The sequence below is a fragment of the Streptomyces yokosukanensis genome, assembly GCF_001514035.1.
Taxonomy (GTDB): Bacteria; Actinomycetota; Actinomycetes; order Streptomycetales; family Streptomycetaceae; genus Streptomyces; species Streptomyces yokosukanensis.
Map to the genome: position 1 here is coordinate 404,118 of NZ_KQ948211.1, position 17,953 is coordinate 422,070.

The window sequence follows — 17,953 nt, forward strand, 5'->3', positions numbered from 1 at the left end:
CGTGTGCACCACACGGCCGCGCGCACCTACGGCCGGTCCAGGCGCAGTCGTTCGGCTTTCGGGAGGCCGGCGACGACGAGGTCGTAGGAGTCCTCGATCAGCTCTTCCAGCAGGCGGTCGGGGAGTGCGCCGTCCACCGTCACGGTGTTCCAGTGGCGCTTGTTCATGTGCCAGCCGGGGACGATCAGCCCCTCGTGTTCGCCGCGCAGCCGGACGGCGTCCTCGGGGTCGCACTTGAGGTTGATCGTCAGGGGCCGACCGTCCAGCCTGCTCAGGGCGAACATCTTGCCCAGCACCTTGAAGACGGAGGCCTCCGGGCCGAACGGGAACTCCTCGACGGCCGCGTTGAACGACAGGCAGAAGGCCCGCAACTGCTGGGGCGTCACTCGGGTTTCGCCTCCCCGGCGGGTTCGACCAGGACCGTGACGATCTTGTTGCGGCGGCCGGCGGCGGCCTCCGCCGTGAGTGTGAGCCGGCGTTCGTCGGGCAGTTCGACCTCGGCGGCGGCACCCGCGATGGGGACGCGGCCGAGGGCCTTGGCGAGCAGCCCGCCGACGGTCTCCACGTCCTCGTCGTCGTACTCCTCCAGGCCGTACAGCTCACCGAGGTCGGTGATGTCGAGGCGGGCGGTGACCCGGTAGCGGTCGTCGCCGAGGCGCTCCACGGGCGGGAGTTCCCGGTCGTACTCGTCGGTGATCTCGCCGACGATCTCCTCCAGGATGTCCTCGATGGTGACGATGCCGGCGGTGCCGCCGTACTCGTCGATGACGACGGCGACGTGGTTGCGTTCCTTCTGCATCTCGCGCAGCAGGTCGCCGGCGTTCTTGGTGTCGGGGACGAAGACGGCCGGGCGCATGGCGGTGGAGACCAGGTCGCTCTCGGCGTCCCGGCTGATGTGCGTCTTGCGGACCAGGTCCTTCAGGTACACGATCCCGACGATGTCGTCCTCGCTCTCGCCCGTGACGGGGATGCGCGAGAAGCCCGAGCGCAGGGCCAGGGTCAGCGCCTGGCGGATGGTCTTGTACCGCTCGATCACCACCAGATCCGTCCTCGGCACCATGACCTCGCGCACGAGGGTGTCGCCGAGTTCGAAGACCGAGTGCACCATGCGGCGCTCCTCGTCCTCGATCAGCGACTCCTTCTCGGCGAGGTCGACCAGCGCGCGCAGCTCGGCCTCGGAGGCGAACGGACCGCGCCTGAAGCCCTTGCCGGGCGTGAGGGCGTTGCCGATGAGGATGAGCAGGGACGGGATCGGGCCCATCACGCGGGCCAGCGGCAGCAGGACGTACGCCGCGACCGTCGCGGTGTTCAGCGGGTGCTGGCGGCCGATGGTGCGGGGCGAGACGCCGACGGCGACGTACGACACCAGGACCATGACACCGATGGCGACCAGCAGGGCCTGCCAGGTCGCGCTGAACTCCTGGAGGCAGGCGTACGTCACCAGCGCCGCGGCCGCCATCTCGCAGGCGACGCGGACCAGCAGGGCCACGTTGAGATAGCGGGTGGGGTCGGCGGCGATCTGGGCGAGCTTGGCGCCGCCGCGGCGGCCGGACTTGACGGCCTCCTCGGCGCGGAAGCTGGAGACCCGGGCGAGGCCCGCCTCCGCGCAGGCGGCGAGCCAGGCGACGACGACCAGCGCGATCGCACCGACCACGATCTGCGGAGACATACGGCCCGCTTACGAGACGGTCGGCGCCGGGGAGGGCCCGGTCAGCCCGTGCTCGGCCCGCCAGCCGTCCACGATGGCGGCCTGGAGCCCGAACATCTCCGCCTTCTCGTCGGGCTCCTCGTGGTCGTACCCGAGCAGGTGCAGCACGCCATGGACGGTGAGCAGCTGCAGCTCCTCGTCCATGGAGTGCTGTGTCGGCGCCTCGGCGCCCTGCTTGGCGGCGACCTCCGGGCACAGCACGATGTCGCCGAGGAGCCCCTGCGGGGGCTCCTCGTCGTCCTTCGACGGCGGCCGCAGCTCGTCCATCGGGAAGGACATGACATCGGTCGGACCCGGCAGGTCCATCCACTGGATGTGCAACTGCTCCATGGCGTCGGCGTCCACGACGATCACCGACAGTTCGGAGAGCGGGTGGATGCGCATCCGCGCCAGCGCATAGCGGGCGACATCGAGGATCGCCTGCTCGTCTACCTCGGTGCCGGACTCGTTGTTGACGTCGATCGACATGGCCGTGCTGGTCTACTTCCCCTTGGTGCCCTTGGCGCCGGACTTGCCACGGCCGCCCTTGTGGGTGCCGTTCTCGGTGCCGTGCTTGCTGTCGTACTCCTCGTACGCGTCGACGATACGGCCCACCAGCCTGTGCCGTACGACATCGTGGGACGACAGCCGGGAGAAATGGACGTCCTCGACGCCTTCGAGGATCTCCTGCACCTGCCGCAGACCGCTCTTGGTGCCGTTCGGCAGGTCGACCTGCGTCACGTCACCGGTGATCACGATCTTCGAGTCGAAGCCGAGGCGGGTGAGGAACATCTTCATCTGCTCGGGGCTCGTGTTCTGGGCCTCGTCCAGGATGATGAAGGCGTCGTTGAGCGTACGGCCGCGCATGTACGCGAGCGGCGCGACCTCGATGGTCCCGGCGGCCATGAGCCGCGGGATCGAGTCCGGGTCGAGCATGTCGTGCAGCGCGTCGTACAGCGGGCGCAGATAGGGATCGATCTTCTCGTAGAGCGTGCCGGGCAGGAAGCCGAGCCGCTCACCGGCCTCCACGGCGGGGCGGGTGAGGATGATCCGGTTGACCTGCTTGGACTGCAGGGCCTGGACGGCCTTGGCCATGGCCAGGTAGGTCTTGCCGGTACCGGCCGGGCCGATGCCGAAGACGATCGTGTGCTTGTCGATCGCGTCGACGTACCGCTTCTGGTTGAGGGTCTTGGGGCGGATGGTCCGGCCCCGCGAGGACAGGATGTTCTGCGTGAGCACCTGCGCCGGGGTCTCGGGCCCGTCGCTCGTCCCGTTCTCGCTCGCCTTGAGCATGGCGATCGAGCGTTCCACTGCGTCCTCCGTCATCGGCTGTCCGGTGCGGAGCACCAGCATCATCTCGTCGAACACGCGCGCAATGAGGGCGACATCGCCGGGGTCGCCGACCGCGCTGATCTCATTGCCCCGGACGTGTATGTCGGCCGCCGGGAAGGCCTTCTCGATCACGCGCAGGAGGGAGTCGCCGGAACCCAGCACGGTCACCATGGGGTGCTGGGCGGGGACGGTGAACTGCGCTCTCGCCTGCTCCTGCGCGGGGGTGGCGTGAGCTGTGGGTGTCTGTGTCATGGGCCGGCGCTGAAGGCCTGCGCTTCCTCCTCGTCACGGCCGCCTGGCTGAGGGCGGCCTCGCGATTCCAGGGTACGACGGTGCACAGACAAGCCCGTAGGGCTTTTCCGAGGGTGATGTTCCGGCGCGCGCGTCAGCTGGACCGACGGAATCCGATGGTCGGCACGGCCCGCCGCAACGGCCACGGCCGGTCCAGCTCCTCCGGCACCAGCCCCTCCAGGAACTCGTACCTCCGCAGCGCCATCGGCTCCTGCCCCGGAAGGGCCTGCACCCGCCGCCACCACGCCCCGATCTCCGACCACCCCGGCGCCGACAGCGACCCCCCGAACTCCTGCACCGACAGGGCCGCCGTGAGCCCGGCGAAGGCCAGCCGGTCCGCCAGCGGCCACCCCGCCAGGGACCCGGTCACGAACCCGGCGACGAAGACGTCCCCCGCCCCCGTGGGATCCAGTGCCTCGACGGCGATCGCCGGCACCTCCGCCGCCTCCCCCGTACGCCGGTCCACCGCGTAGGCGCCCTCCGAGCCGAGCGTCACGATCGCCACCGGCACGAACTCGGTCAGGGCATGCGCGGCGACCCGCGGGCAGTCGGCCCCCGTGTACCGCTTCGCCTCCTCCGCGTTCGGCAGGAACGCCTCGCAGTGCTCCAGGTCGGCGAGCCCCGCGATGTCCCACGCCCCGGTGTCGTCCCAGCCGACGTCGGCGAAGATCCGGGTGCCCTGCCGCGCGGCCTCGGCGATCCAGGGCGCGCGGGCACCCGGCGTCAGCGAGGCCACGGCCGCTCGTGCGCGGGGCACGCGGTGCGCGGCCCGCTGCCGGCGGAGCACGGCCTGCGGCGGTGGTTCGTGCCCGTGCGACACCATGGTCCGCTCGCCCTCGTACGCCATGGACACGGTCACCGGCGAGTGCCAGCCGGGCACGGTCCGTGACGTCGACAGGTCGATGCCCTCGCCCTGTTCGAGCGCGTCCCAGCAGTACTCGCCGTAGTGGTCGTCCCCGAAGGCCGCCGCGAGGGAGGTCCGCAGACCGAGCCGGGCCAGCGCCGTGGCCATGTTGGCGACCCCGCCGGGACTGGAACCCATGCCCCGGGCCCAGGACTCGGTGCCGCGCACGGGCGCCGAGTCCAGGCCGGTGAAGATGATGTCGAGGAAGACCGTGCCGGTCAGATGGACGTCCCAGGGCGGATCGCCGGGCTCGCGCAGCGCCGCGAGCGGGTCGACCTGGGCCTGACAGCGCGCGGCCTGGGTGAGGTGTTCCGGTTCCTCTCCGAGGATGGTGTGCGACGGGGTCACGGTGCGCTCCCTGGCGTGGTGCGGATCTGGCCAGTGTGCACCACACGGCGTGCCGTGCCAGGGCTTACCAGCGGGGCATCACCGGTTGCCGCCGGCCCGGTTCCGCCACCCGCATCGCCGCCGCGTCGTCGCGGTCCCGCAGCGCGCCGTCGTCCTCGGCCCAGCGCCGGTGCAGCCGGGCCAGCTCGTCCCGGTCCAGCTCGACCCCGAGGCCAGGCGCGTCGGAGACCGCGACCCTCCCGCCCCGGAACTCGAGCCGCTTCGTCAGGACGTCCTCGGACTGCCAGGGGTAGTGGGAGTCGCACGCGTGGTGCAGACCGGGGACGGTGGCCGCGACCTGGGTCATCGCGGCGAGGCTGATCCCCAGATGCGTGTTGGAGTGCATCGAGATCCCGACCCCGAACGCGGCGCAGATCGCGGCGAGTTGCCGGGTCCGGCTCAGCCCGCCCCAGTAGTGGTGGTCGCAGAGCACGACCTGCACGGCGCCGCGGGTGAACGCCTCCTCGATCTCGCCGAGGGTGGTCACGCACATGTTGGTGGCGAGCGGGACGCCGGCGGCGCTCGCCACCTCGGCCATCGCGGGCGTGCCCAGCGTCGGGTCCTCCAGGTACTCCAGGACGTCGCCGAGTTCCTCGGCCACCTTCAGCGAGGTCTCGACCGACCAGGCGCCGTTGGGGTCGAGGCGCAGCGGGTGTCCGGGGAAGGCCTCGGCGAGGGCCCGTACGGCCGCGATCTCCTCGTCGGGCGGGAAGACTCCGCCCTTGAGCTTGAACGACCCGAAGCCGTGGCGCTGCTTGAACGTCCGCGCCTGGGCCACGACCCCGGCCGGATCGAGGGCGGCACCCCAGTCGTCGGGCTCGGCCGCCACGCCCGCCGGGTGGGCGGCCCACTTGTAGAACAGGTAGGCGCTGTACTCCACGGCGTCGCGCACCTTGCCGCCGAGCAGCGCGTGCACGGGCAGTCCGAGCGCCCTGCCCTGGGCGTCCAGGCAGGCGACCTCGAAGGCGGACAGCACCGACAGCCGCAGCTTGTCGGCGTTCTGCACACCGCGCAGCCCGCCGGCGTCCACCCCGGCGTCGATCCGCGACGCGTCGACGCCGAGGTCGATCTCGAACAGTCCGTTCACATCCATGACCGACCGGCCGGGCAGTCGCTCGGCCAGCGGGCGGGCCAGTTCCAGGTACTTGGTGTCGCCGTAGGTCTCGCCGAGCCCGGTGACACCGTCGGCGGTGACGATCTCCACGATCAGCCGCGGGGTGTACGGCTGGTGCACGCCCTGGGTGTTCAGCAGCGGCGGGTCGGCGACCAGGATCGGCGTCAGCCGCACCTCGGCGATGGTCAGGTCTCGGGTCACAGGGAGGCTCCTACGAGGTCGAGTCCGGCGGTGAGCAGGGCCTTGAGGTCGGCGAGGTCGGCGGGCGCGGGGTCGGCGAGCGGGGCGCGCACCGGGCCGACGCGCTGTCCGCGCAGCCGGGCGGCGGCCTTCACCAGGGACACGGCGTATCCGGGCGCGCGGTCGCGGAGTTCGACGAACGGGACGTAGAAGTCCCGCAACAGCTTGTCCACCGCCGCCTCCTGCCCGTCCCGGAGCGCGGCGAAGAAGGCGCCGGCGATCTCGGGGGCGAAGGCGTGCACGGCGGAGGAGTAGGCGGGGACGCCGACCGCGGCGTAGGCGCGGGCCTGGATCTCGGCGGTGGCGGCACCGTTGAAGAAGAGGAAGCCGTCGGGGGCGGCCAGGGTGAGGCGCTGGAGCCGGTCGAGGTCGCTGTGGCCGTCCTTGACGCCGATGACGTTCGGGATCCGCGCGATGCGCCGCACCGTGTCCGCGTCGTAGGCGACCTGGCCGCGCTGGTAGGCGATCAGCGGCAGCCGGGTGCGGGCGGCGAGCCGTTCCAGCTGTGCGGCGAGGCCGTCCTGCGGGGCGTCGACCAGGTAGTGCGGCAGCACGAGCAGGGCGTCGGCGCCGGCCTCCTCGGCGATCCGCGCGAACCGGGCGGCCTGCGCCCAGCCGTACCCGGTCCCGGCCACGACCGGCACGCCCCCGGCCGCCTCCTCGACGGTGACCCGGACGACGGTCCGGTACTCCTCCTCGTCCAGCGAGAAGAACTCGCCGGTGCCGCAGGCGGGGAAGACGGCGCCGGGCCCGGCGGCGAGCCTGTCCGCGACATGGGCGCGCAAGCCGTCGGGATCGAGGGAGCCGTCGTCGTGGAACGCGGTGAGCGGGAAGGAGAGCACGCCCCGCGCCATGCCGTCCCGCAATCGCCGTGCCACGTGCCGCGGACTCGGGTCGCCACCCACCGCCATCATCTCCTCTTGTGAATAGCGTCCATGTATGAGAACAGAGGCTAGATGTGTGGACATGGAGCCGTCAATGGGAGGGCGCCCAGGGCCGTGCCGGCAAGGCGACGGCCGGGCACCTCGCCCTCGCGGCGGGCCTACGACACCGCGTCCCCGAACTCGTACGCGTCCACCTCGGCGAGGTAGCGGGCCCTGCGCTCCTCGTCGTCCTGGAGGAAGGACGCGAGGAACGAGTTGCGGGCCAGCTCGCGCAACCGGTCCTCGGTCAGGCCCAGCGTCCGGTGCACGGCCGCGAAGTTGTCGCCGGCGTATCCGCCGAAGTACGCCGGGTCGTCGGAGTTGACCGTGCACATGAGGCCCGCGTCGAGCATGGCCGGCAGCGGGTGGTCGGCCAGCGTGTCGACCGTGCGCAGACGGACGTTGGACAGCGGGCACAGGGTGAGCGGGATCCGCTCCCGCACCAGCCGCTCGACCAGTGCCGGGTCCTCCATGCAGCGCAGCCCGTGGTCGACGCGCTCCACACCGAGCACGTCCAGGGCCTCGGTGATGTACTCCGGCGGCCCCTCCTCACCGGCGTGCGCGACCCGGCGCAGCCCGAGCCGGGCTGCCGCCTCGTACACCTCCCGGAACTTCAGCGGCGGATGCCCGACCTCGGCGGAGTCCAGGCCGACGCCGGTGATCCGGTCCAGGTAGGGCGTCGCGGCCTGCAGCGTCTCCAGCGCCGAGTCGGCGGACTCGTCGCGCAGGAAGCACATGATGAGCTTCGTGGAGATGCCGTGGTCGCGCTCGCTGTCGCCCAGCGCCTGCCACAGCCCCTCGACGACGGTGCCCAGGCTCAGGCCCCGCGCGATGTGGGCCTGCGGGTCGAAGAAGATCTCCGCGTGCCGCACGCCCTGCGCGGCGGCACGGGCCAGATAGGCGTTCGCCAGGTCCGCGAAGTCCTGCTCGGTGCGCAGGACGGCCATCAGCTCGTAGTACAGGTTGAGAAAGGACTGGAGATCCTTGAAGGCGTACGCCTCGCGCAGCGCCTCGGTGTCCGCGTACGGGAGGGTCACGCCGTTGCGGGCGGCCAGCTCGAACGCCAGCTCCGGCTCCAGGGTGCCTTCGATGTGGAGGTGCAGTTCTGCTTTCGGGAGGGACATCAAAGCATCGTACGGGCGCTTTATCGCCGTTTCGGAACCGGCACCCGCAGCAGATCGCGTGCCACGGTCAGCTCGCCCTCGAAGCCGGCCGCCCGCGCCTGCCGCTCGAACTCCTCCGGCTCGGCGTAGCGCTGACTGAAGTGGGTGAGCACGAGATGCCGCACGCCCGCGTCCCGGGCGACGGCCGCGGCCTGCCCTGCGGTCAAGTGGCCGTGCTCCACGGCCAGTTCGACGTCCTCGTCCAGGAAGGTCGACTCGATCACGAGCAGGTCGCAGCCCTCCGCGAGCGCGTGCACGCCGTCGCAGAGCCGGGTGTCCATGACGAACGCGAACCGCTGCCCGCGCCGCACCTCGCTGACGTCCTCCAGGGTGACGTCCCCCAGCCGGCCCGCGCGTTGCAGCCGTCCGACGTCCGGGCCGCTGATCCCGTGCGCGGCGAGCCGGTCGGGCAGCATACGGCGGCCGTCGGGCTCGATCAGCCGGTAGCCGTAGGACTCCACGGGATGGGACAGCCTGCGCGCCTGAAGGGTGTACGACGGGGTCACCGCGAGGACGGCGTCGGCGGCGACGGGCGCCTCGGTGACGCCGACCGTCTCCCGGTAGGCGGTCGCATACCGCAGCCGCTCGAAGAAGTGCTGCCCGGAGCGCGGATAGTGCGCGGTGACCTCGTGCGGCACCTGGTCGAGGTTGATCCGCTGGATGACACCGGCGAGACCGAGGCAGTGGTCGCCGTGGAAGTGCGTGACGCAGATCCGGTTCAGGTCGTGGGCGGCGACCCCGGCGCGCACCATCTGCCGCTGGGTGCCCTCGCCGGGGTCGAACAGCAGGCCCTCGCCGTCCCAGCGCAGCAGATAGCCGTTGTGGTTGCGGTGCCGGGTCGGGACCTGGCTGGCGGTGCCGAGGACCACCAATTCACGTACGGACACGAGGTGTCACCCGGGGGGCCACTGCATGCCACGGCCGCCGAGGACGTGGGCGTGGGCGTGGAAGACGGTCTGGCCGACGCCGGAGCCGGTGTTGAAGACGACGCGGTAGCTCTCCAGCTTCTCCTCGTCGGCCACGGCCTGGGTCGCGGCGAGGACGTCGGCGGCGGCCTGCGGCGCCGCGGCGGCGAGGGCGGCCGCGTTCTCGTAGTGGACCTTGGGGATCACCAGGACGTGGGTCGGTGCCTGGGGGTTTATGTCCCGGAAGGCCACGGTGGTGTCTGTCTCGCGGACGATCGTCGCCGGGATGTGCCCTGCGACGATCTTGCAGAACAGGCAGTCGTCCTGCGGTTCTCCGGCCATGTCGCCTGCGCTCGCTTTCGCCGATGATCAATACGAGGGGCAATCGTAGTCGTTCGGGCGCGGGTCGGCGGGGGCCGTTCGCATCCCGCGGCGGAGCCGCAGGGCGATACGGCCCCAACGCGCCTCAGGTCGGCATCGCCGGCGGTGTCTTCGCGGCGCTGCTCCCCAATGCCTCCAGTGCGAGCCTGATCGCCTCGTCCAGTTGGACGTCGTGGCCCGCCGCCCAGTCCTGCGGCCGCTGGACGACCTCGACGTCGGGATCCACGCCGTGGTTCTCGACGTCCCACCCCTGCCCCTCCAGCCACATCGCGTACTTCGGCTGGGTGACCAGGGTGCCGTCGACCAGGTGGTAGCGGCTGTCGATGCCGATGACGCCGCCCCAGGTGCGGGTGCCGACCACCGGGCCGATGCCGAGGGCCTTGATCGCGGCGTTGACGATGTCGCCGTCGGAGCCGGAGAACTCGTTGGCGACGGCGACGACCGGGCCGCGCGGGGCGTCGAGCGGGTAGCTGGTGGGGCGCATGCCGCGCGGGAGGTCCCAGCCGATGATGCGGCGGGCCAGTTTCTCGACGACGAGCTGGGAGGTGTGGCCGCCGCGGTTCTCGCGGACGTCGACCACGAGTCCCTCCCGGGCGACCTCGACGCGCAGGTCGCGGTGGATCTGGGCCCAGCCGGGGGCCTGCATGTCGGGGACGTGGAGGTAGCCGAGCCGACCCTCGGAGGCGGCGTGGACATGGGCGCGGCGGCCGGCGACCCAGGCGTGGTAGCGCAGGGGCTCCTCGTCGGCGAGCGGGACGACGACGGTGTGGCGGGGTTCGCCACCGCCCGCCGGGGAGACGGTCAGCTCGACGGGGTGGCCCGCACTGCCGACCAGGAGCGGGCCGGGGCCGGTGACCGGGTCGACGGGGTGGCCGGCGACGGCGATGATCGCGTCGCCGGGGCGGACCGCGACGCCGGGCGCGGCGAGCGGGGAGCGGGCGTCCGGGTCGGAGGTCTCCGCGGGCAGGATGCGGTCGATGCGCCAACTGCCGTCCGGGTGCCGGGAGATGTCGGCGCCGAGCAGACCTTGCCGGGGTCCGTCGCCGCGACCGCCGGAGGGGATGACATAGGCGTGCGAGGTGCCGAGTTCGCCGTGCACCTCCCACAGCAGGTCGACGAGGTCGCTGTGGGTGGCGAGGCGGGCGAGGAGCGGGCGGTAGCGGCCGAGGACGCCGGCCCAGTCGACGCCGCCGAGGTCGGGGCGCCAGAAGTGGTCGCGCATGAGGCGGCCGGTCTCGTCGTACATCTGCCGCCACTCGACGGCCGGGTCGAGGGTCTGCCGGATGCGGGCGAGGTCGACGGACACGCTGGTGTCGCCGTCGTCGTCGGTGCCGGTGCGGCGGTCGCTGGGGACGACCCGCAGCCGGCCGTCGGCCCACAGCAGGACGCGTTTGCCGTCGCCGCTGACCTCGAAGTGGTCGGCGTCCGCGGCCAGATGCTCCAGCCGCCGCTGGGCGAGGTCGTAGCGCTCCAGCTCGGTGTGCGGGTCGGGGTCCTCGGGGTGGGCGCGGGCGGTGCCGAGGACGCCGCGCACGGGGTGGCGCAGCCAGAGCACGCCGTCCTTGGCGGCGCGCAGACCGGAGTAGCGGCCGGCCTCGACCGGGAAGGGGAGGATGCGGTCGGCGAGGCCGTCGAGGTCGATACGGGTGGCCGGGGTGCCCTCGCTGTCCGGGGTCTCGTCCTTGTCGGGGGTCTCGAAGGGGCGGCCGTGGCGCTGCGGGCCGAAGGGCGAGGGTGTGGTGGCGGCCAGGGTGATCAGGTGCGGGCGGGCGCCGACCACGAACGCGAGGTCGAAGACGTGCTCGTCGTAGACCGGGTCGAAGGCGCGGTTGGAGAGGAACGCGAGGTGTCTGCCGTCGAGGGTGAAGGCGGGGGCGTAGTCCTGGAAGCGCAGGGGCGTCGCCTCGGTGACCGACAGGTCGGTGGTGTGGGCGATACGCAGCTGCGAGAGCGGGCGGGGGCCGGGGTGGGCCCAGGCGAGCCAGGCGGAGTCGGGTGAGAAGGCGAGGCCGCAGACCTCGCCGTCGTCGCTGCGGTCGACCTCGCGGACCTCGCCGGTCTCCCGCTCGACCAGCAGCAGGCGTCCGTCGTGAGCGGCCACGGCGGCCCGGCCGCCGTCGGGGGCCATGGCCAGCTCCAGGACCCGGCCGAGCTGTCCGGCGGCGAGCCGGCGCGGGGGCGCACCGGGCACGGTGCCGGTCGCCGGGGCGAACTCCAGGGCGTCCTCGCCCTCCGCGTCCGTCACCCACACCGCCCACTCCTCGCCCTCGGCGCGGAAGGCGCGCGGCAGCCGGGCGCGCACACCGGAGGTGGCGGCGAGGGCGCGGGCGGGCCCGGAGCGGTGGGTGACCCAGTGGACCCCGCCGCGCACGCAGACGGCGCTGCCGCGCGCGGTGTGGTCGGGGGACGCCTCGCCGAACCAGTGGGCCGGGTTCACCGGACGCGGCCGCAGATCGACCCGCGGCCCGCCGAGGCGCACGTCCAGCCGGCGCGGCTCGGCGCCCTCCAGGTCGTCCAGCAGCCACAGTTCACCGGCGCAGGCGTAGACGACCCGGCTGCCGTCACCGGAGGCGTGCCGGGCGTAGAAGCCGCCCTCGGTCGGGGTGTGCCGGCGCAGGTCGGAGCCGTCGGCGAGGGAGGAGTACAGGGCGCCGGTGCCCTCGTGGTCGCTGAGGAAGGCGATCCGGTCGCCGGCCCACACCGGGCACTCGATGTTGCCGTCGATGTCCTCGTGCAGCCGGACGAACTCGCCGGCACCTTCTGCGCCTTCGGCGGCACGGTCGATCCACAGCTTGCCCGCGGTGCCGCCCCGGTAGCGCTTCCAGTGGGCGGCCTCGCGGCCCATCGGCGCGGACAGCAGCACGGTGGCCGGGCCGGACGCCACATCGCCGACCGGGCCGTACGGCAGGGGCGTCGCGGGTCCGCCGTCCAGCGGGACGGCGTGTGCCCAGGTGTGCCGGAAGCTGGCCCGGCCCTGCGCGCCGAGCGCCAGCACCCGCCCGTCGGCGGTCCAGCCGCGCACCTCGGTACGGCGGTTGCCCCAGTACGTCAGCCGGTCGGCGGGCCCGCCCTCGACGGGGGCGACATGCACCTCGGGCGCGCCGTCGCGGGTGGAGGTCCAGGCGAGGGACCGTCCGTCCGGCGATATCCGGGGCATGGTCACCGGCATGTTGTCGGCGCTGACCCGCCAGGCCCTGCCGCCGTCGAGGGGCGCGAGCCAGACGTCGTCCTCGGCGACGAAGGCCACTAAGTCGCCGTGCACATGGGGGAATCGGAGATAGGCCGAGGACGTCGTGGTTCTCGTCGAAGCACCCTGAGTCACCCCGTCACTGTACGCAGCGACCGGTGCGCCCCGCGCCCCTTCCGATCACTTGCCCCGCGTCATTTGCCCGCGGCGGGCCAGCAGGTGGGGTCGCCCTTGCACCAGACCGTCTCGGTGACGGTGACCGTCACGGTCGGCCGGCCGCCGCCGGGGTGGTGGGTGGGCGGCCGGTACGTCGGTCCGGGCCGGGCGGCGCAGTCGCCGAGCCCGTCCACGTGGAACACCTGCCTGCCACCGACCTCGGCCGTCAGGTCGCCGCGCACACAGGCGCCGTCGACGGCCTTGGTCACCTTCCCGGTGACGGTGATCTTCCGCCCGTCCTTGGTCTCGCCCCGGCAGTCGACGGTTACGACCGTGGTCTCGGCCGGCGAGGGCGTCCCGCCGGCCGTCCTGCCTCCGTTGCCGTAGGTGCCGGTGCAGGTGAGCCAACTGACGTCCACATGCTGCCGTTTCAGCGCGGCCGTCGCGGTCGTCTGGGTGGTGTAGGCGGCGGTGGCGGAACCGATACCGCCCGGCTGGCACGCCACCACGGTCCCACCGGCCGCCACGACCAGCCCCACCACGGCCACCGTCCGCGTCCCGCGCGTCCCGCACCGAATCCGCCGCAAAGCCCCCATGCAGGGCAGAGTGCCACCGACTCGGGCGGCGCGAAAGGCCGCATACGGTCACTCACGCGATCCGGGGAGGGGGCAGCACCCCGAAGGGGCGCGCAGCGCCTGTCAGCCGCGCAGCAGCAGCCACTCCTGGAGTTCGACGAGATTGCCCTCGGGGTCCTTGAGGTGGGCCACGCGCATCCGGTCGGTCATCGGGGCCGGGCCGTGCAGCAGGGTGGCGCCGCGGGCGGTGATCTGCGCGCAGTAGGCGTCGAGATCCTCCACGCGCAGCACCACCAGGGAGCGGTGGCCGTTGACGGTGTCGCCCAGTTCGTCCAGGATCTCGGCCATCATCGCGCGGTCCTGCAGCGCGATCCCGGCGGATCCGGCGTGCGGGCTGAACTTCTCGTACGGGCCCTCGGTCGCCCCGGACTGCGGCTTGAGGCCGAGGACATCGGCGTAGAAGCGGTAGCAGGCGGCGAAGTCGGTGACCAGGAGCCGGACTTGGGCGAGTTCCACGATGTCCCCCAGATGTCAGGACCAGCGGCCGGTACGGCCCAGCAGCAGGGCCGTGGCGGCGGTGCCGGCGGTTGATGTGCGCAGCACGGTGGGACCGAGCACGCAGGCCTGTGCGCCGGCCTCCTCGAAGAGCGCCAACTCGTCGCGCGCGACGCCTCCTTCGGGGCCGACGACCAGCACGATCTCGCCCTCGGTGGGCAGTTCGGCGCTCGCCAGCGGCCGGCTCTCGTGCTCGAAGTCGGAGTGCAGCACGCCGGCGAAGTCGGCTTTGGCGAGAAGTGCGGCAACCTGCTTGGTGGTCGCCGCGTCCGCGATCTCGGGGAAGCGCAGCCGGCGGGACTGCTTGCCGGCCTCGCGTGCGGTGGCCCGCCACTTGGCGAGCGCCTTCAGCCCCCGCTCGCCCTTCCACTGGGTGATGCACCGGGCGGCCTGCCAGGGCACGATCGCGTCGACGCCGGTCTCCGTCATCGTCTCCACGGCCAGCTCACCGCGGTCGCCCTTGGGCAGGGCCTGGACGACGGTGATCCTGGGGCTGGGCTCGGGTTCGACCGGAAACTCGAAGGGCTCGACGACCATGTGGTCCTTGCCCGAGACACTGACGACGACCCCGGCCGCGCCCCGCCCCTTGCCGTCCGTCAGCACCACGTTCTCGCCGGGCTGCAGCCGCCGTACGGAGACCGCGTGCCGCCCCTCGGGGCCGTCGACGTCGACGACCGAGCCGGGGCCCACGCCCTGAAGCGAGTCGACGACGAACACCGGCGCGGTCATCGCGGACCGCCCTGGGCCGACAACGCTGTCCTCGCGGCGTCGAGTTCGCCGACGAGGACCTCCACCAGGCGCCCGGCCGCGATCTCCCGGGCCATCCGGTGGCCCTGCCCCGCGAACAGCGACATGCCCTGGGCGTCCCCGGCCTTGGCGGCGGCCTTGCGCAACGGCGAGGTCAGGTGGTTGATCTCGGGGTAGGCGGCGGGGGCGTAGGGGCCGTGCTCGCGCACGAAGCGGTTGACCAGGACGCGCGCCGGACGGCCGGAGAACGCGCGGGTCAGCTCGGTGCGGACGAAGAGGGGGTTGGTCAGCGCCTGCTTGTGCAGGGCGTGGGCGCCGGACTCGGGGGTGGCGAGGAAGGCGGTGCCCAGCTGGGCGGCGCTCGCGCCGGCCGCGAGTACGGCGGCGATCTGGCTGCCGCGCATGATGCCACCGGCGGCGACGACCGGGATGCCGACGGCCTCGCGGATCTGCGCGACCAGCGCGAGCAGACCCGTGCCGCTGCCGTCGTTCTCGGGAAGGTCCCGATGGGTGCCCTGGTGTCCGCCGGCCTCCACGCCCTGCGCGATCACCGCGTCCGCACCGGCCTGCTCGACCGCACGGGCCTCCTCGGCGGTCGTGGCCGTGACCAGGGTGAAGGTGCCGGCCCGGCGCAGCTTGTCGAACACCTCCCGGCTCGGCACACCGAAGTGGAAGGAGACCACCGGCACCGGGTTGTCGAGGAGTACGGCGAGCTTGGCGTCGTACCCGTCGTCCCGGCCGCTGTCCGGATCGCCCAGCTCGGTCTCGTACCAGGCGGCCTCGCCGGCCAGCTGGTGGGCGTAGACCTCGACGGCACCGGACTCGGCCTGCTCGCGCTGCGGTATGAAGACGTTCACGCCGAACGGACGGCTCGTGAGCCCCCGCAACTGCTTGATCTCCTGGTACATGCCGTCGGCGGTCTTGTACCCGGCGGCGAGGAACCCGAGGCCACCGGCCTCGGAGACAGCGGCGGCGAGCTGCGGGACGGAGACACCGCCCGCCATGGGGGCCTGCACGATCGGGTGGGGGAAGAGATCGGTCAGCGCGGAGGACATGACCGCATGTTGTCACGTCCTCAGAACAAGTCCGAATCGGGGCTTCCCACGGCATAGGACAGGGGCATACCGGGTGCCGAGGCGCCGCCGTACGCCCCTGCCCGCCATCGGTTCAGCGACCGTTGAAGGCATCCTTCAGCCGGGAGAACAACCCCTGCTGCCCCGGCTGGAACTGGCCCTGCGGGCGCTCTTCGCCGCGCAGTTTGGCCAGCTCGCGCAGCAGCCGCTCCTGCTCCGGGTCCAGCTTGGTCGGTGTCTGCACCTCGACGTGGACGATCAGGTCGCCCCGGCCGCCGCCGCGCAGATGTGTGACACCCCGGTTGTGCAGCGGGATCGACTGGCCGGACTGGGTGCCGGGCCGGATGTCGACCTCCTCCATGCCGTCCAGGGTCTCCAGCGGGACCTTGGTGCCGAGGGACGCCGCGGTCATCGGGATGGTGACCGTGCAGTGCAGATCGTCGCCGCGCCGCTGGAAGGTCGAGTGCGGCAGCTCGTGGATCTCGACGTAGAGGTCACCGGCCGGACCGCCACCGGGCCCGACCTCGCCCTCACCGGCGAGCTGGATCCGCGTGCCGTTGTCGACACCGGCCGGGATCTTCACGGTCAGCGTCCGGCGGGAGCGGACACGGCCGTCGCCGGCGCACTCCGGGCACGGGGTCGGCACGACCGTGCCGAAGCCCTGGCACTGCGGGCAGGGCCGCGAGGTCATGACCTGGCCCAGGAAGGACCGGGTGACCTGCGAGACCTCACCGCGACCGCGGCACATGTCACATGTCTGGGCGGTGGTGCCCGGAGCGGCACCCTCCCCGTTGCAGGTGTTGCAGACGACCGCGGTGTCGACCTGGATGTCCTTGGTCGTCCCGAAGGCCGCCTCGTCCAGCTCGATCTCGATGCGGATCATCGCGTCCTGGCCGCGCCGGGTGCGCGAGCGCGGGCCGCGCTGCGACGCCGTGCCGAAGAACGCGTCCATGATGTCGGAGAAGTTGCCGAAGCCACCGGCCCCGAAGCCGCCCGCGCCCGCGCCGCCGCTCTGCGAGAGCGGATCGCCGCCGAGGTCGTAGACCTGCTTCTTCTGCGGGTCCGAGAGCACCTCGTAAGCGGCGTTGATCTCCTTGAACCGCTCCTGGGTCTTCGGGTCGGGGTTGACGTCCGGGTGCAGCTCGCGCGCGAGCCGACGGAACGCCTTCTTGATCTCATCCTGCGACGCGTCGCGGCGCACGCCGAGAACGGCGTAGTAGTCCGTGGCCACTTACGACTCCGCCAGGATCTGTCCGACGTACCGTGCCACTGCGCGTACCGCTCCCATCGTTCCCGGGTAGTCCATGCGGGTCGGTCCGACCACGCCGAGCTTGGCAACCGCCTCGCCGCCCGAACCGTAGCCGACCGACACGACGGAGGTGGAGTTGAGTCCCTCATGGGCGTTCTCGTGCCCGATGCGCACCGTCACGCCCGGATCCTTCGCCTCGCCGAGGAGCTTGAGGAGCACGACCTGCTCCTCGAGGGCCTCCAGGACGGGCCGGATCATGAGGGGAAAGTCATGCCCGAAGCGGGTGAGATTGGCGGTGCCGCCGATCATCAACCGCTCCTCGTTCTCCTCGACAAGTGTCTCCAGGAGAGTGGAGAGCACCATCGAGACCGTACCGCGGTCCTCGGCCTCGAAGGCCTCCGGCAGGTCCTCCACCAGCCGCGGCACATCCGCGAACCGGCGGCCCGCGACCCGGCTGTTCAGCCGTGCGCGCAGGTCGGCGAGGGAGGCCTCGCCGAAGGGCGCCGGGCAGTCGACCATCCGCTGCTCGACCCGGCCGGTGTCCGTGATCAGCACGAGCATCACACGCGCGGGGGCGAGTGAGAGCAGCTCCACATGCCGGACGGTGGACCGGGTCAGGGACGGGTACTGCACGACGGCGACCTGCCGGGTCAGCTGCGCGAGCAGCCGCACGGTCCTGGCCACCACGTCGTCGAGGTCGACGGCGCCCTCCAGGAAGTTCTGGATCGCCCGCCGCTCCGGCGCGGTCATCGGCTTGACGCCCGCCAGCTTGTCGACGAACAGGCGGTAGCCCTTGTCGGTGGGGATGCGCCCGGCACTCGTGTGCGGCTGGGCGATGAACCCCTCCTCCTCCAGGGCCGCCATGTCGTTGCGGACGGTCGCCGGGGAGACCCCGAGGTTGTGCCGCTCGGTCAGGGCCTTCGAACCGACCGGCTCCTCGGTGCCGACATAGTCCTGGACGATGGCGCGCAGCACCTGAAGCCTGCGTTCACTCAGCATTCGCGCGCACCTCCAGCACGTCGTCCCCTCTGTCCCGCGATTCGTCCGCCTGGCACTCTTCGCATGCGAGTGCCAGCGTTCCCGG

At 72.2% G+C, this 17,953-nt stretch carries 17 protein-coding genes; all 17 read right to left on the bottom strand.

Annotation, left to right across the window (positions count from 1 at the left end):
- Positions 1-26 precede the first annotated feature (26 nt).
- Positions 27-386: an MmcQ/YjbR family DNA-binding protein gene (locus AQI95_RS17365; RefSeq protein ID WP_067123869.1), complete on the bottom strand. Its 360-nt coding sequence runs from the start codon at positions 384-386 to the stop codon at positions 27-29.
- Positions 383-1,669, bottom strand: a complete 1,287-nt coding sequence (locus tag AQI95_RS17370) for a hemolysin family protein (RefSeq protein ID WP_067123871.1) — start codon at positions 1,667-1,669, stop codon at positions 383-385. Before AQI95_RS17370 ends, AQI95_RS17365 begins: the two co-directional genes overlap by 4 nt.
- A gap of 9 nt (positions 1,670-1,678) precedes the next feature.
- Positions 1,679-2,176, bottom strand: coding sequence for an rRNA maturation RNase YbeY (gene ybeY, locus AQI95_RS17375; RefSeq protein WP_067123873.1), 498 nt, complete (start codon positions 2,174-2,176; stop codon positions 1,679-1,681).
- 12 nt (positions 2,177-2,188) lie between these two features.
- Positions 2,189-3,271 (bottom strand): PhoH family protein, encoded by a 1,083-nt coding sequence (locus tag AQI95_RS17380; RefSeq protein WP_067123875.1) that lies wholly within the window; start codon positions 3,269-3,271, stop codon positions 2,189-2,191.
- Positions 3,272-3,404: 133 nt separating this feature from the next.
- Entirely contained in the window at positions 3,405-4,562 is a 1,158-nt protein-coding gene (locus AQI95_RS17385; RefSeq protein WP_067123877.1) for a carbohydrate kinase family protein, read from the bottom strand.
- Between the two features lie 64 nt (positions 4,563-4,626).
- Complete coding sequence (locus AQI95_RS17390; protein ID WP_067123879.1) at positions 4,627-5,916, bottom strand: glucarate dehydratase family protein; 1,290 nt, start codon at positions 5,914-5,916, stop codon at positions 4,627-4,629.
- Positions 5,913-6,866 (bottom strand): 5-dehydro-4-deoxyglucarate dehydratase, encoded by a 954-nt coding sequence (locus tag AQI95_RS17395; RefSeq protein ID WP_107121667.1) that lies wholly within the window; start codon positions 6,864-6,866, stop codon positions 5,913-5,915. Before AQI95_RS17395 ends, AQI95_RS17390 begins: the two co-directional genes overlap by 4 nt.
- Before the next feature lie 131 nt (positions 6,867-6,997).
- A complete protein-coding gene (locus AQI95_RS17400) occupies positions 6,998-8,002 on the bottom strand; it encodes an adenosine deaminase (RefSeq protein ID WP_067123883.1) in 1,005 nt (334 codons plus the stop codon).
- 20 nt (positions 8,003-8,022) lie between these two features.
- The gene (locus AQI95_RS17405; RefSeq protein ID WP_067123885.1) at positions 8,023-8,928 is read right to left on the bottom strand and encodes a ribonuclease Z; all 906 of its coding nucleotides are present in this window, start codon (positions 8,926-8,928) and stop codon (positions 8,023-8,025) included.
- Positions 8,929-8,934: 6 nt separating this feature from the next.
- Entirely contained in the window at positions 8,935-9,288 is a 354-nt protein-coding gene (locus AQI95_RS17410) for a histidine triad nucleotide-binding protein (protein ID WP_067123887.1), read from the bottom strand.
- Between the two features lie 124 nt (positions 9,289-9,412).
- Entirely contained in the window at positions 9,413-12,649 is a 3,237-nt protein-coding gene (locus AQI95_RS17415; protein ID WP_244188762.1) for a S41 family peptidase, read from the bottom strand.
- Between the two features lie 59 nt (positions 12,650-12,708).
- Entirely contained in the window at positions 12,709-13,266 is a 558-nt protein-coding gene (locus AQI95_RS17420; RefSeq protein ID WP_067123891.1) for a hypothetical protein, read from the bottom strand.
- A gap of 102 nt (positions 13,267-13,368) precedes the next feature.
- Positions 13,369-13,761 (bottom strand): VOC family protein, encoded by a 393-nt coding sequence (locus AQI95_RS17425; RefSeq protein ID WP_067123893.1) that lies wholly within the window; start codon positions 13,759-13,761, stop codon positions 13,369-13,371.
- Positions 13,762-13,776: 15 nt separating this feature from the next.
- Positions 13,777-14,529, bottom strand: coding sequence for a 16S rRNA (uracil(1498)-N(3))-methyltransferase (locus AQI95_RS17430; protein ID WP_067123896.1), 753 nt, complete (start codon positions 14,527-14,529; stop codon positions 13,777-13,779).
- A complete protein-coding gene (locus AQI95_RS17435) occupies positions 14,526-15,602 on the bottom strand; it encodes a nitronate monooxygenase (RefSeq protein ID WP_067123898.1) in 1,077 nt (358 codons plus the stop codon). The genes AQI95_RS17430 and AQI95_RS17435 overlap by 4 nt, the downstream gene beginning before the upstream one ends.
- A gap of 112 nt (positions 15,603-15,714) precedes the next feature.
- Positions 15,715-16,851: a molecular chaperone DnaJ gene (dnaJ, locus tag AQI95_RS17440; RefSeq protein WP_067123900.1), complete on the bottom strand. Its 1,137-nt coding sequence runs from the start codon at positions 16,849-16,851 to the stop codon at positions 15,715-15,717.
- Entirely contained in the window at positions 16,852-17,868 is a 1,017-nt protein-coding gene (hrcA, locus tag AQI95_RS17445) for a heat-inducible transcriptional repressor HrcA (RefSeq protein ID WP_067123904.1), read from the bottom strand.
- Between the last annotated feature and the right edge of the window lie 85 nt (positions 17,869-17,953).

Coding starts and splice junctions, on each gene's coding strand:
- AQI95_RS17395 (WP_107121667.1), bottom strand. CDS start 6,866: ATGGCGGTGGGTGGCGACCCGAGTCCGCGGCACGTGGCACGGCGATTG.
- AQI95_RS17410 (WP_067123887.1), bottom strand. CDS start 9,288: ATGGCCGGAGAACCGCAGGACGACTGCCTGTTCTGCAAGATCGTCGCA.
- hrcA (WP_067123904.1), bottom strand. CDS start 17,868: ATGCTGAGTGAACGCAGGCTTCAGGTGCTGCGCGCCATCGTCCAGGAC.
- AQI95_RS17420 (WP_067123891.1), bottom strand. CDS start 13,266: ATGGGGGCTTTGCGGCGGATTCGGTGCGGGACGCGCGGGACGCGGACG.
- ybeY (WP_067123873.1), bottom strand. CDS start 2,176: ATGTCGATCGACGTCAACAACGAGTCCGGCACCGAGGTAGACGAGCAG.
- AQI95_RS17370 (WP_067123871.1), bottom strand. CDS start 1,669: ATGTCTCCGCAGATCGTGGTCGGTGCGATCGCGCTGGTCGTCGTCGCC.
- AQI95_RS17430 (WP_067123896.1), bottom strand. CDS start 14,529: ATGACCGCGCCGGTGTTCGTCGTCGACTCGCTTCAGGGCGTGGGCCCC.
- AQI95_RS17400 (WP_067123883.1), bottom strand. CDS start 8,002: ATGTCCCTCCCGAAAGCAGAACTGCACCTCCACATCGAAGGCACCCTG.
- AQI95_RS17435 (WP_067123898.1), bottom strand. CDS start 15,602: ATGTCCTCCGCGCTGACCGATCTCTTCCCCCACCCGATCGTGCAGGCC.
- AQI95_RS17380 (WP_067123875.1), bottom strand. CDS start 3,271: ATGACACAGACACCCACAGCTCACGCCACCCCCGCGCAGGAGCAGGCG.